At 39.0% G+C, this 11,709-nt stretch carries 17 protein-coding genes and 1 riboswitch; of the genes, 6 read left to right on the top strand and 11 right to left on the bottom strand.

Annotated features, from left to right (window positions below):
* Positions 1-26 precede the first annotated feature (26 nt).
* The 11 genes from ABJD64_RS08910 to ABJD64_RS08860 all read right to left on the bottom strand — a co-directional run bounded on the left by ABJD64_RS08910 (position 27) and on the right by ABJD64_RS08860 (position 6,261).
* Positions 27-680, bottom strand: a complete 654-nt coding sequence (locus ABJD64_RS08910) for a M15 family metallopeptidase (RefSeq protein WP_348181901.1) — start codon at positions 678-680, stop codon at positions 27-29.
* Positions 646-1,770 (bottom strand): alanine/ornithine racemase family PLP-dependent enzyme, encoded by a 1,125-nt coding sequence (locus ABJD64_RS08905; RefSeq protein WP_348181900.1) that lies wholly within the window; start codon positions 1,768-1,770, stop codon positions 646-648. The genes ABJD64_RS08910 and ABJD64_RS08905 overlap by 35 nt, the downstream gene beginning before the upstream one ends.
* Positions 1,752-2,843, bottom strand: a complete 1,092-nt coding sequence (locus ABJD64_RS08900; protein WP_348181899.1) for a DUF1611 domain-containing protein — start codon at positions 2,841-2,843, stop codon at positions 1,752-1,754. Before ABJD64_RS08900 ends, ABJD64_RS08905 begins: the two co-directional genes overlap by 19 nt.
* Positions 2,844-2,876: 33 nt before the next feature.
* On the bottom strand, positions 2,877-3,035 hold the full coding sequence (locus ABJD64_RS08895; protein ID WP_348181898.1) for a hypothetical protein: 159 nt from the start codon (positions 3,033-3,035) through the stop codon (positions 2,877-2,879).
* Positions 3,036-3,097: 62 nt separating this feature from the next.
* The gene (locus tag ABJD64_RS08890; protein WP_348181897.1) at positions 3,098-3,220 is read right to left on the bottom strand and encodes a hypothetical protein; all 123 of its coding nucleotides are present in this window, start codon (positions 3,218-3,220) and stop codon (positions 3,098-3,100) included.
* Between the two features lie 157 nt (positions 3,221-3,377).
* Positions 3,378-3,596 (bottom strand): hypothetical protein, encoded by a 219-nt coding sequence (locus tag ABJD64_RS08885; protein ID WP_348181896.1) that lies wholly within the window; start codon positions 3,594-3,596, stop codon positions 3,378-3,380.
* A gap of 19 nt (positions 3,597-3,615) precedes the next feature.
* Entirely contained in the window at positions 3,616-3,969 is a 354-nt protein-coding gene (locus tag ABJD64_RS08880) for a cupin domain-containing protein (protein WP_348181895.1), read from the bottom strand.
* Between the two features lie 148 nt (positions 3,970-4,117).
* The gene (locus ABJD64_RS08875) at positions 4,118-4,678 is read right to left on the bottom strand and encodes a helix-turn-helix domain-containing protein (RefSeq protein ID WP_348181894.1); all 561 of its coding nucleotides are present in this window, start codon (positions 4,676-4,678) and stop codon (positions 4,118-4,120) included.
* Between the two features lie 14 nt (positions 4,679-4,692).
* Positions 4,693-5,445, bottom strand: coding sequence for an NYN domain-containing protein (locus tag ABJD64_RS08870; protein WP_348181893.1), 753 nt, complete (start codon positions 5,443-5,445; stop codon positions 4,693-4,695).
* A 31-nt stretch (positions 5,446-5,476) separates the two neighbouring features.
* Positions 5,477-5,932 (bottom strand): hypothetical protein, encoded by a 456-nt coding sequence (locus ABJD64_RS08865; RefSeq protein WP_348181892.1) that lies wholly within the window; start codon positions 5,930-5,932, stop codon positions 5,477-5,479.
* 143 nt (positions 5,933-6,075) lie between these two features.
* Positions 6,076-6,261: a hypothetical protein gene (locus ABJD64_RS08860; protein WP_348181891.1), complete on the bottom strand. Its 186-nt coding sequence runs from the start codon at positions 6,259-6,261 to the stop codon at positions 6,076-6,078.
* Positions 6,262-6,430: 169 nt separating this feature from the next.
* Between ABJD64_RS08860 and ABJD64_RS08855 the strand changes: the two genes are divergently transcribed.
* From ABJD64_RS08855 to ABJD64_RS08830, 6 genes are all read left to right on the top strand, one after another.
* Complete coding sequence (locus tag ABJD64_RS08855) at positions 6,431-6,952, top strand: hypothetical protein (RefSeq protein WP_348181890.1); 522 nt, start codon at positions 6,431-6,433, stop codon at positions 6,950-6,952.
* A 44-nt stretch (positions 6,953-6,996) separates the two neighbouring features.
* Entirely contained in the window at positions 6,997-8,622 is a 1,626-nt protein-coding gene (locus ABJD64_RS08850) for a tetratricopeptide repeat protein (RefSeq protein WP_348181889.1), read from the top strand.
* 163 nt (positions 8,623-8,785) lie between these two features.
* Entirely contained in the window at positions 8,786-9,364 is a 579-nt protein-coding gene (locus ABJD64_RS08845) for a GNAT family N-acetyltransferase (RefSeq protein WP_348181888.1), read from the top strand.
* A gap of 179 nt (positions 9,365-9,543) precedes the next feature.
* Entirely contained in the window at positions 9,544-10,323 is a 780-nt protein-coding gene (locus ABJD64_RS08840; protein WP_348181887.1) for a LuxR C-terminal-related transcriptional regulator, read from the top strand.
* A gap of 66 nt (positions 10,324-10,389) precedes the next feature.
* Entirely contained in the window at positions 10,390-11,025 is a 636-nt protein-coding gene (gene pnuC, locus ABJD64_RS08835) for a nicotinamide riboside transporter PnuC (RefSeq protein ID WP_348181886.1), read from the top strand.
* Entirely contained in the window at positions 10,989-11,525 is a 537-nt protein-coding gene (locus ABJD64_RS08830; protein WP_348181885.1) for an ATP-binding protein, read from the top strand. Before pnuC ends, ABJD64_RS08830 begins: the two co-directional genes overlap by 37 nt.
* A 55-nt stretch (positions 11,526-11,580) precedes the next feature.
* A riboswitch (TPP riboswitch) is annotated at positions 11,581-11,686 on the top strand.
* Positions 11,687-11,709: the final 23 nt, after the last annotated feature.

Raw genomic sequence — 11,709 nt, 5'->3', positions numbered from 1 at the left:
TAAAATGTGATGGTGTGAGTAGGCTATTACTGTTCTCTTATTATTCCGTAAAAGGCAGACTTCTCACCTTTTTCTAGAGCCCAGATCACATTCCCGTAGTCAAAATGCCAGTACTCTCTGGCATCAACCACGAATCCTTCATTTTCGAAAAGACCTATAAGTAGCATTCTGTTTTCTAATGCCAGCGACGATATATCCGGGTGATAAGGGTAACATTGCTCGCTTAACGTGATCTTATAATCAACGTTGGTACCAAAGTTCATCACTTTCTTAGTTTTATTATCATAAATCAAGGCATCAACAGCGCCACCAGTCAAATGAGTGGATTTGACGCCTGGTGCGATAAATGAAGAAGTTAGTTCCTTGATTTCCAGTGGTGTTTTCTCTGGAAATTCTTCTTGAAAATTGCGGAAACAATTATTCCACAATAACAATTGATGATCTACTGATCTCCATGCAGATCGTATAATCAATGTTTTGTCTTCCTTCTTCAGATGATTGCTGATTCGTCCTATTTTTTCTAAAATGGCCTCTCTTACCATATACTTATAACCTCTTTTAACCGATGGTTCATATAAGAGATCAAAGTCGCAATTTTTAAGACTTACGAGTTTACTACGGTCTTCAAGGATAGGAATGGACGGACTATGCTGCTGTATGTGTTGAACTTTTTGATCCACTGTTTTGCAATACTCCTGAGAGTTCAATTGTCCGGCCATATATTTTAGTCACATAGGGGGAAGTCATAGCTGACACCAGTGCTGTATAGTTCAAACTAAAAGTCACTTCTTCCCCGATTTTTAATATTCTGCTTTTTGTATTTAAAATCATATGATCACTACTGGCTCCTACAATTTCAAAATCGCTTTCTGGCATCAATCCGGAAGTTAACACGTCTTGTATACCAATTCCTAATAATGCTCTATTCATCAGTCCTGAATTCTGATAGCGATGACAGTCGCCTTGTGCATTTTGTATCTGAGTTCCTGTTGGTACAGACGGCTTCTTTTTTGATTCGATGACCTCGGCAACCAATCTGAAGGCATTTGTAAAAAGGCCTGGTATAGCTTCTCTATGGAGTGGTTCGCGACCCAGGTAAATAGATTCTCCCAATCTTAAATTATTGATTTTGCCAATTAGTTTAGTTTTTTTGAACCATCTGTAGTTAGCAGAATTCCCACCTGATATCATCTTTAGGTGAATGCCGAACTTAGCCTCAATATTCATGGAAATGGCTGATAAATACATCATGTTTTGATCATCAGGTGCTATACCTGCCTGGCAGGCAAGATTGGTACCGAGCCCTATCAGTTCTATGCCATTTAGCTGAATAATCTTTTCTACAGTGTTTTCTACGTCTTCGGGCAATACTCCTTCTCTCAAATCACCCAACTCTACCATTAGGATTATTCTATGAACCTTATTTAAACTGACAGCAATTGTGGATAGATATTCGATGACAGATATTTCAGAATTAAAGCTAATATCGGCATATCTAACCACCTCGTGTGCCTCGCTCACCATTGGAGATCTTAGCAGCACAAGTTGGCTTTTGACATCACTATGGTATATCTTTTTGATATTTAGTATTCTTGAATCGGCGAGCATGCTTATGCCACTTTTCAGAAGAGCATCTACCACATTAGGATCTCCGCACACAGTTTTGGTCACTGCCATCAGGTCTATCCCCGATTGTGCATATAAGTCTTTTAGTTTTCTCGCATTATGGGTGATTTTCTCTAAGTCAATTTCTAGTCTAGGGGTAGACATATCTCTTTTGACTTCTCAAGAGTTGGAAATTTTTCTAGAATGCCTTTGACCAATTTGTCACAACCAAACGTCAGGACATCAGTGGTTGGTAATCTGAATTCTGTTTCGTAAGCTTCAATCGTCTCTGTTATTTCGTCCGCTGTCATGTGCTCATGATTGATACCAATGGCAATCACCGATGTTTTAGCAAAAGTTTCTATCAAATTGATTTCTTTCTGAAGCGAAGTGGATTTCAATAATGGATAATCAGCGTAATGCTCCCTTTTTGGTGCATGTTGGATAATCACCGCATCTGGTACAGAGCCTCGGATTATTGCGCTCGAAGAGGTAAAAGCCGGGTGGCCGAGTGCTCCCTGGCCTTCTACAATTATCAAATCGGGCACTTCTTCCTTATCGGCACTTAGTATGGCATGTTCCACTTCGCCGGTAGCAAATCCTGAACTTAATACATCAATGGCTACACCGTATTTTGATCCTTGTAGGATACCTGTTTGCCCTGTGGTTATAAAAGCGACATGTATATTCTGTTCTTCCAGAGCTTGTACGAGCATCATGGCAGTGGTTCTCTTACCCACCGCACAATCGGTACCCAATACCGCTATAACCGGAGTAGTTACTTCATGAATTCTTCCAGAAAAAAGATGTAGGTCTTTTCTCTCTTGCGGCTTTCGAATATCATACAATTGAACGCCGTACTCCTCAGCCTTAAGTACGAATTCATCATCTGCTGTGAAGTACTGCGGTAAACCATTGACAATGTGCATGCCTTTTCTCATCGCAGAAAGTATAATATTCCTTTGCTCCTGATCAATGAAACCGGACAAAGGTGCAATACCATATATGAAATACTGGGGCACTTGATTCAAAGCCTCAACTGCGGAATCAATGTTGTCAAAGCTTGGAATACCATTGGCAATACCATCTAGAATTTCTCCGGTGTCACGCCGACCTTTAGTACTGTCTATCACACCAACGATATCGTATTTTTCCGAACGCCTGACCAGGCCGTTGGCAACTTTACCATCGATAGCTCCAAATTCATTTTCACAGTATATCAGTGCCGTTGTATTCATAGGCAATATTCGATTTAATATTAGAAATTAGTATTAAAGTAACTCTCTTTCAAAAAATGGCAAATCCTTATGATCAGGTTGCTTTGGCAATTGGCAATAGTATATGCGTTTGATATATCTTCTCACCATCAATTCAACATCCGGGCTTGCCCTGGCATAAACTGTATCTCCGGGTTTATATTTATTTTCCATGATGATATTATTTGACAGTGAAGTCTGCTTATCAATGAAATCTGGTATTGCGGATAGACAAATTAAAAGCTAGAAGCTTTTCCCTTTTCTGCACGTTTGGCTGCTTTTGCTGCCCTTTTTTCTTTCAGGGTTTTGGTAGGAGCTGTTTTTCCCGATTTTAGTTTACCTTCTTTTTCCTTGGACATCGCAGCGTTTTAAGGTGAATTATGGAAAAAGTCAACACAGAAGTGTACAAACCGAACCACTTTGCAAAAGTGGCTAGAATGAGACTGTCTTACGCTACACAAATTCAGGTGATACTTACATATATCTCATGTTTGTCGTTTTATGCACAGACTATTTTCAGTTATTAGGGTGTTGGTGTTGAGAAGCATGGGAAGTGAGCAAATCACAGAGCGAGTTGTAGTATTCAATCAGACTTTGGACGCTGGCTTTGTGCTCTGATTTTCCAGAGATTTTTTCTGGCATTTCTTCAAGATGTTTTAGGAATTTAGGATTTGTTCGATCAATATTCATCGTAATACTCATTATTTCCCCGTATAATTCTTTTCTACTTTTCATATGATCATTTATCTACTTCTCAACCTATACTGACCTGGTCATAACCGCTTTTTATTATCGTATTAATCATTTTGAATCTGACGTTGGCAATTATTGAATTTGCATAGTGGGCCGGAATAATAATCGATTGCCCTGAGATTAAGGTATTCGATTCACCATCTATTGCTATTTCAGCTACACCATCAATAATCTGAACAAAAGTGTCAAACGGTGATTTCTTTTCCTTCATTGTCTCCCCAGCATCAAATGATGCAACACTGATATTTCCAGTAGTTTTGTTTAAAATCGTCTTAATCAAAATGGCATTCGGTACATAGTCTATCATTTCAGCAAGAGACAGCACTTTACCTTTTTCCACTTCTTTATTTTGCATAAGCGATTCATTAATGCGATTATCCTTCAACCGAAGAGATGTCTCATTTGGGAAAAATGGCATTTGAGGACATCAATAAATTTACTGATAAAGATCCTGCACGATTACACCAATGACACTACATAAAAACGGACAAGTCTTACATGTATCACAGGTTTTCGAGGTTGCCATCTCGCTTTTTCTTTAGTTTTTTGTAAAATGAAGGTGTAAGACCAGTTACTTTTTTGAACTGGTTAGATAAATGAGCAGCACTGCTGTAGTGCATCTTATAGGAAATTTCAGAGAGGGTCAGTTCATCATAAAGGAGCAATTCTTTCACTTTTTCAATCTTGTGCATAATGATAAACTGTTGGATAGTGACACCCTTCACTTCAGAAAATGTATTGGCCAAATAGGTATAATCATAGCCCAGCTTATCGCTGATATAATCTGAATAATTGACTTTAGGGACTTCCTCCGAATAGTGTATCATTTCGACAATGACACTTTTTATTTTCTCAATCAGAATGCTCCTTTTATTGTCCAAAAGCTCCAATCCGGACTTGAGAAGATTAGACTTGAGCGTTTCGTGTTGCTGAGAAGTGATATCTTCCAAAATCTCTACCACGCCCAGGTCTACCACCACCGAGTGCAAACCCAAATTTTTCAGCTCTTTCATTACCATCATCTTGCATCGGAGGCTGACCATATATTTGATATATAGTTTCATCGGGATCGCACGGACTACCGGGCGTTTGATTTCTCTTTAATTCTTACGTAAATCAATTTGAACCTCCCTTTCGGGCTTTCTCGTTGGTCTATTTCAAATTTATCAATCGATTTGATGAGCGGTGTAAGCTTATGGAAACCATAATTTCGGGAATCGAAATTTGTTTGTTTTTTCTGAACCAAACTTCCCACATCACCAAGAAATGCCCATCCGTCGTCATCTGCCAAATCATCAATACTTGATGAGATCAGTTTAATAACCAGAGGTGTTATTCTGTCAAAACTCTTTTTTGCTTCGGGTTTGCTGCTTTCAGATACCGATTGATTATCCTCAGATTGGTCTTTAAGAATCTCAATGTATATAAATTTATCAGATGCCACTATAAAGGGATTCGGTGTCTTCTTCTCTCCTATACCAAATACCTGCATTCCCGCTTCTCGTAATCTGGTCGCTAACCGAGTAAAATCACTATCACTGGATACCAGACAAAAACCATTGACTTTTTCAGAATAAAGAATATCCATAGCATCAATGATCATGGCTGAGTCGGTGGCGTTTTTTCCAGTGGTATACCCATATTGCTGGATGGGCGTAATCGCATTTTCTAAAAGCACGTTTTTCCACTTAGACAAATTGGGCTTGGTCCAGTCACCATATATTCTCTTGATTGTGGGATTGCCATACTTGGCAATTTCAGCCATCATTTCCTTCACATGTTCTGAAGGAATATTATCTCCATCTATGAGTACGGCAATATTCAGATCCATCCCTTAAACCTTCAAATCAATCTAGCCAACTTTAGTCTTTTGAACTCTCTTTAGCCTCAGGTGTCACTTCGACTTCAGAGCTTTCTTCTGCATCAGGGGTCACTACAGCCTCAGGACTGGCATCTTCTACTTCTTCAACTTCCTCCACTTTTTCCAGATTGATATGCAGCATGTACTGCTTATCTAATACAAACCCGTAGGTTGCACTCTCGGTCAATTCACTCGCCTTTGTGGATCTATCTAGTACAGCAAACAGGCTTTTAGCAACCGCAGATGCCTTTACCTCCTTGCTGGGCCTTCCATTAGAAATTTCAATGGCAAAAGAATGCCCCCCTTTTTCCTTCGGATTGATGTCATGAAATTCATGTTTCAGAAATTGGTATTGCTGTGGCCCGTTCGTAGCATCTACCATAAGTTTGAGAACTACCGGCCGATATTTATTCCAAAGGTACGAGTATTTAAGACTGTCTAATGCATGATATTCCATATCAATCGGATTTTTGTTAATTAATTAATTTATAGTTTACAGAGCTACTCTCGCCATAATTTCATCGCGACTGAGTGATAGGTATTGGTAATAGGGTTGGCAAAAGAAAAATAATGACTCAAAAGTCAATTCTTTGGTTATGCTCAATGAAGCTGTAACTCAGCAAATAATGTCTCTAATTCCGCTCGCGTTTTACTCAGTTTTGTCGCCAGCTTACCTAGCATATTCTCTCTCTCGCCTGGTTCGAACAAAAAATCCTCGTCGCTTAGGACAGGGAACCACATTTTAAGCAAAATTTTTTGCTCTCTCCAACTTCTTACAATATTCATACATGCAAGTTAGCTTTTTAATACATCAGATTTATGAATTAGGACTACGAAGAACGGTAGATGACCAAAAAATGCATATCTGGCACTACAACGAGTGTAAAATTGTACTGGTCATTTTATAATTAGTATTAACTTTAGCTATTATTACAAGAATTCAATATTAAAACTCATGCTCAAACAGTATCTCCTATTCGTTTTAGTCACACTCTGCACCTGCTCTTGTAGCAAAAGGACATCAGATCCCTCTGCATTACCAGAGGATAAGCATACGAGTGAACTAACTTATATGGATATTTACAATTTGGCCCTTGCCGCTGAAAATGGAGGTGGCATGGATTTTCATGGCGATGCCTTTGGCAATGATGCCGAGGACGATCTAAGTATCTATGCCAACGGTGGCTGCGGAAAGGAAGAATGTGGGATCTCTTTAGTAATGGAAAACAAGAACGCAGAGAGATCAATTTCAGCTGTTATCAAGGCCAAGTTCAAACTACCGGGAAACAATATCAATGAGATGATCAGAATGTATGAGCTACTTCCTGGTCAAGCTTTATCCATTGGCTGTTCTCACATTTGTCATCAGGATAATTCTTATATGATTCAAAGAGAAATTGTATCCGCCGGATACGTGGAATCAAAAGAATCAGACAATCAGGTGAAGACTGACTCTACAGAAAGTATCTCAAGCTAATTATAACCCACTCGTATTAAGCCATAAACTTAAATAAATGCGGAATGAAAAAGTCTTTACTTGCATTTTTGCTGATTATAGTACTTTCCTCTTCCACTTTCGCTCAAATAGACTCTCTCATTTCAATTTCGGACACCATTCAATCAAGTACCGAAAAAGTGGACTGGATGTTGGGAGTAGGCTATGATTACTACACTATCGATCCAGATATAACAGAAAAGTTCGGGACACTCGCTCTAAACCTGGCGAGTAGTGAGGAATATGAATTAGGTATTGCGAGATCACACCACATCTTAGGCATCGCCTATTGGACAAAAGGGCTATTGGAAAAAGGGCTTAAGGAAAACCTAGCGGCACAGAAAATCTATGAAAAACTCGGAGAGGACAGATGGCTCCGAATCATAAAAATGAACTCAGCCAATATCTATGGCAATTTGGATCAGCATGACAAAGCCATTGAAATGCTAAAGTCTGTCATAGAACTGGCTACCATCGAACAAGATAGCCAGCTATTGGCCTGGACTTACAATAATATTGGAACTGAATACCGTAAATTGGGCGATTTCGATTCAGCTCTGATCTACCTCAAGAAAGATCTTCCATATGTAGAGGCCTTGATGGACACGGTGGGCGTGGCATTGGTGAATAACAATATTGCTGTTGCACATAATAGCAAAGGACAATACGATGAGGCCATTAAATATCTGATCGTTGCTCGCAATTATCTCAAACTGAAGGAAAGCAAAAAAAGACTTGCTGAGGTTTACACCAATTTTGCATCCAACTACGCAGAACTTGGAGATTTAAAAAAAGATAAATTGTACCTTGATTCAGCCTTAATTCTTGCTACCGAAATCAATGCCAAAGAGATAGAGCAAGAAATATATTTAGGACTCTCCGACTACTATTATCGAATCAAGGATTACAAAAATTCTTTAGATTATTACGAAAAGAATGTTCAGATTAAAGATTCCACCAGCAGCGCGGCCGTTCAAAAAGAAACCGAGATACTTCAACTTCAATATGAAGATGAAAAAAAGGCCAAACAATTAGTGGTTTTAGAAAAACAACAGGCCAAAGATCAGTTTGACTTTTGGCTTGTCATAGTCATTTCTGGGGCAGCCTTAATATTAGCTGCCTTATTAATTTACACACTTCGTTTACGCGTTAGAAATGTGCGAATGAGGGAGAAGGAGCTTCAATCTCAAATAGAGCAAAAGAATAAGGAACTCACCTCCTACGCACTCAATTTCATTCAAAAAAACGAACTCCTCAATGAACTCACCGACAAGATTGCGGAACTAAAAAAACAATCCGACTCCAAGTCAATCAAAGAATTGAACCAAATGAATGGCATTATCAATAGCAGTTTCAGAATGGATCATGACTGGGACAATTTTAAACTAATGTTTGAGGAATTACATGGTGATTTTTTCAACAGATTAAAAAATCGCTATCCTGAATTGGGCAATGCCGAACTCAAACTATGCGCACTTCTGAGATTAAACATGAACCTCAAAGAGTCATCACGAATTCTGGGTATTTCCTCAGACAGTGTAAAAACGGCACGCTATAGATTAAGGAAGAAGTTAGGACTGGCTACGGAGGACAACTTGGTGGATTTCCTCATTAAATTTGACTCCGGGAACCAACACCTGGCTATTGCTTGATTAATAGAAAATCACTAAATAACTGATTTACTGACACTTAGATGTTTTTGTATACCCATTGTTCACCTACCTCTAACCCTGTGTACACCTCTTGTTTACCTCTATAATTTAAACCCTCCTACCTGGTCAAATACATTTGTCAGCACAAACAAACGAATGTATTATGAACAAGTCAACTACGCTGAATAGAGGATTTCTATTCAAAATTCAGAAGGCAGCCAGCAGTTTAGAAGCATTTACCGGAACACTTTTGAATGTCTTCTCAAAAGGTGCCGGCCAATACAAATTGAGAAAAATTAAATCGACAGACGACGAAAAGGTCAAGGAGTTAATTCAAAAAATTCTCCTTGAGCGAGGTGGTCTGGGCATTGAGTCTCTTTACTATGACAGCGAGCTCATCAGCTTAACGGAGCACTATCAAAAAGAAAAAAACAGGTTCAATGTTTTGACCCTGCACGGCGAGATCGTTGGTACTGTGGGTATAGGTTCAACAGCCAAGTCAGATACCTGTGAAATCAAAAAACTCTATCTCCACAAAGACTGCAGAAGCAAAGGACTAGGGAAAGTGCTATTCACCCAGGCGCTGAAGCAGGCATTTCTACTGGGCTATCAGTCCTGCGTGGTATCAATCGAATTGAGAAACGAAGCCTTTCATTCGTTTCTCATTAAAAATGGTTTTAAAGAATTACTGCATACATCTAACAATCCTTATGAAATTCAACTTCACAGGTCTTTAAACTAGCTACATATATTTTTCCTCGCCAATATAACTTAAGCATCCTGATTCATTCAGGATGCTTTTTTATTATTTTTCTTTTACGATTTCTATTATTTTGTATATTACCAATCCAACTCCACTATCACGCCCTATCTAATTATTGTAGTTAAACAATTAAGAATTAACATTAGACTGGAATAAGCATGAACAACAGAATTATCTCAGATTACTCTGAAATTTTCGAAACCTATCAAGAATTAAAAGGAGATTTTTTAGAAAGTCATATTGCCAAACTCAAAGAGTTGGACATGTATATGCCTCACAGCTCTACCTTCTTTTGTGTCACAAATACTACTACTCGCTCCTTCGAATACGTCAGCAAAAATTTTCACCCATCTACCGGTTTAGACGCCGTTGCAATGTGCCAGCAAGGTATGACTTACTGGTGGGAACAAATGCATCCCGACGAAATGCAACTTTGGCTGCAATCTTTAACGGATCTCATGACATTTACAATGTCTGAAATTAATGTTCATGACAGAAAAAAAGTAAGCTACACCTGGAATTATCGTATCAAAGTAGCAGATGGACTTTATCGTTCAATTCTTCAACACACCACCCCCATGTATTTCGATGAGGAAGGTAAGCCTGTGATTGGCTTAGCGCATTATAGCCTTCTTCCAGCCGTCAGTAAATTCATGCCAATAAGAGCAACCGCCAAAATGCTCAATCAAAATGAAGAGTATGAAACCGTTTTCTTCAAAACCTACAGCGAACAAAAATTGATTTCGGAACAGATTACTTTTCGAGAACGTGACATTATAAGACTAATCTCATTTGGCCACAGCTCTGAAGATATCGCAGAAAAGTTGTTCATCTCGACAAATACAGTCAACTCTCACAGAAGAAATATCCTTAAAAAAACTGATTGCAAAAACACTTCTGAACTTGTAGCTCGAAGCATCCGGGAAGGTATGATTTAATCATTTACCTGATTGTTTTGCATTGTGATTATCATTGCAGCCAAAATAAGGCAAGCAAATCAAGAAATGACGCAAATCGGACATGAAATATTAAATTATGCGCTTGGGATAGATTCCTATGAATTCCTGGGATTGATCTTTGGACTGCTGGCAGTTTGGTATCTGATCAAGGAAAGTATTCTCACCTGGCCGGCTGGCATTCTGTATGTACTTGTGTCATTCATTGTATTTTGGAAAATTCGTCTATATGGAGACCTCCTGCTTCACGTTGTATTCTTGGTACTCAACATCTATGGCTGGTATTTTTGGATCTTTGGTAGGAAAAATGAAGAAAAGGAATTGCCCATAACAACCTATGACCCGAAGCAAAATCTACTTTTACTCCTGATTTCTGGATTTGGAATTGTGATATTCGGTTATTTCCTGGCCAATATTAACAACATCTGGGGCCATATCCCCCCCGCTGCACTCCCCTATTGGGATGCCACCACTTCAGTTCTGAGTATCACAGGCATTTGGCTAATGACCAAGAAGAAATTAGAGAATTGGTATTATTGGTTTGTAGTAGATGTTCTCGCGTGTGGTATCTATTTTTACAAAGGCATTTTCTTTTATTCATTTTTATATGGCGTATACATTGCCATGGCAGTGTCAGGTTACCTAGCATGGAAAAAATCACCGAACCTACTTTCAAAGTTGTAATCACCGGACCGGAATGCACTGGCAAGTCGACATTATCCAGGCAGCTAAGTGAGTATTTTAAAGAACCCTGGTTGCCCGAGTACGCTAGAACCTATCTTTCAGAAATTGGTCGGCCATATAGAGACAGTGATCTTTTGGACATTGCCAAAGGCCAAGTGAGAAAAGAGGATGAATTGCTCTCATTAGGCAGTTCCAAAGTTTTTTTTGATACCAGTCTGGAGGTGATCAAGGTTTGGTCTGAGTGGAAATACAAGTCATGTGATAGTTATATCATTGAGAATTTGGAAGCGCGCTCAGCAGATTTTTATCTCCTGCTTTCCCCGGACATGGCTTGGGAGAACGACCCGCTTAGAGAAAACCCAAACGATAGAGATATCATTTTTGAAATATATAAGGATGAATTAGAGAAGTTGGACAAGCCATATGAAATTATTTCAGGATTGGGATTGCTTCGTATACGCAGAGCCATTCAAGCACTATCTAACTTCACTGATTGGTAAAGAATTCTGCAGCATCATAATAGATTTGCTTTTTACAAAACTATTCTCATACCTTTGTAAACATAAGGGGTGCCTAAATGGTGATATACCTACAGGCTGAGATTACACCCATAGAACCTGATGCCGATAATGCGGTCGAAGGGAAATAGTGGTACGCTAAAGACAAGAGTGCCCTTAGCTCTTG

The sequence above is a fragment of the Reichenbachiella sp. genome (genome assembly GCF_039944555.1).
GTDB lineage: Bacteria > Bacteroidota > Bacteroidia > Cytophagales > Cyclobacteriaceae > Reichenbachiella.
The sequence above is the reverse complement of the archived record's forward strand: the minus strand, read 5'-3'. Positions and strand labels throughout refer to the sequence as shown.

Bases quoted from the DNA above. Each gene is read 5' to 3' on its own strand.
- ABJD64_RS08890 (WP_348181897.1), bottom strand. From the start codon at position 3,220: ATGTCCAAGGAAAAAGAAGGTAAACTAAAATCGGGAAAAACAGCTCCT.
- ABJD64_RS08830 (WP_348181885.1), top strand. From the start codon at position 10,989: ATGGAAAAAATCACCGAACCTACTTTCAAAGTTGTAATCACCGGACCG.
- pnuC (WP_348181886.1), top strand. From the start codon at position 10,390: ATGACGCAAATCGGACATGAAATATTAAATTATGCGCTTGGGATAGAT.
- ABJD64_RS08845 (WP_348181888.1), top strand. From the start codon at position 8,786: ATGAACAAGTCAACTACGCTGAATAGAGGATTTCTATTCAAAATTCAG.
- ABJD64_RS08900 (WP_348181899.1), bottom strand. From the start codon at position 2,843: ATGAATACAACGGCACTGATATACTGTGAAAATGAATTTGGAGCTATC.
- ABJD64_RS08895 (WP_348181898.1), bottom strand. From the start codon at position 3,035: ATGGAAAATAAATATAAACCCGGAGATACAGTTTATGCCAGGGCAAGC.
- ABJD64_RS08865 (WP_348181892.1), bottom strand. From the start codon at position 5,932: ATGGAATATCATGCATTAGACAGTCTTAAATACTCGTACCTTTGGAAT.
- ABJD64_RS08860 (WP_348181891.1), bottom strand. From the start codon at position 6,261: ATGAATATTGTAAGAAGTTGGAGAGAGCAAAAAATTTTGCTTAAAATG.
- ABJD64_RS08885 (WP_348181896.1), bottom strand. From the start codon at position 3,596: ATGAAAAGTAGAAAAGAATTATACGGGGAAATAATGAGTATTACGATG.
- ABJD64_RS08875 (WP_348181894.1), bottom strand. From the start codon at position 4,678: ATGAAACTATATATCAAATATATGGTCAGCCTCCGATGCAAGATGATG.
- ABJD64_RS08880 (WP_348181895.1), bottom strand. From the start codon at position 3,969: ATGCAAAATAAAGAAGTGGAAAAAGGTAAAGTGCTGTCTCTTGCTGAA.
- ABJD64_RS08855 (WP_348181890.1), top strand. From the start codon at position 6,431: ATGCTCAAACAGTATCTCCTATTCGTTTTAGTCACACTCTGCACCTGC.
- ABJD64_RS08840 (WP_348181887.1), top strand. From the start codon at position 9,544: ATGAACAACAGAATTATCTCAGATTACTCTGAAATTTTCGAAACCTAT.
- ABJD64_RS08870 (WP_348181893.1), bottom strand. From the start codon at position 5,445: ATGGATCTGAATATTGCCGTACTCATAGATGGAGATAATATTCCTTCA.
- ABJD64_RS08905 (WP_348181900.1), bottom strand. From the start codon at position 1,770: ATGTCTACCCCTAGACTAGAAATTGACTTAGAGAAAATCACCCATAAT.
- ABJD64_RS08850 (WP_348181889.1), top strand. From the start codon at position 6,997: ATGAAAAAGTCTTTACTTGCATTTTTGCTGATTATAGTACTTTCCTCT.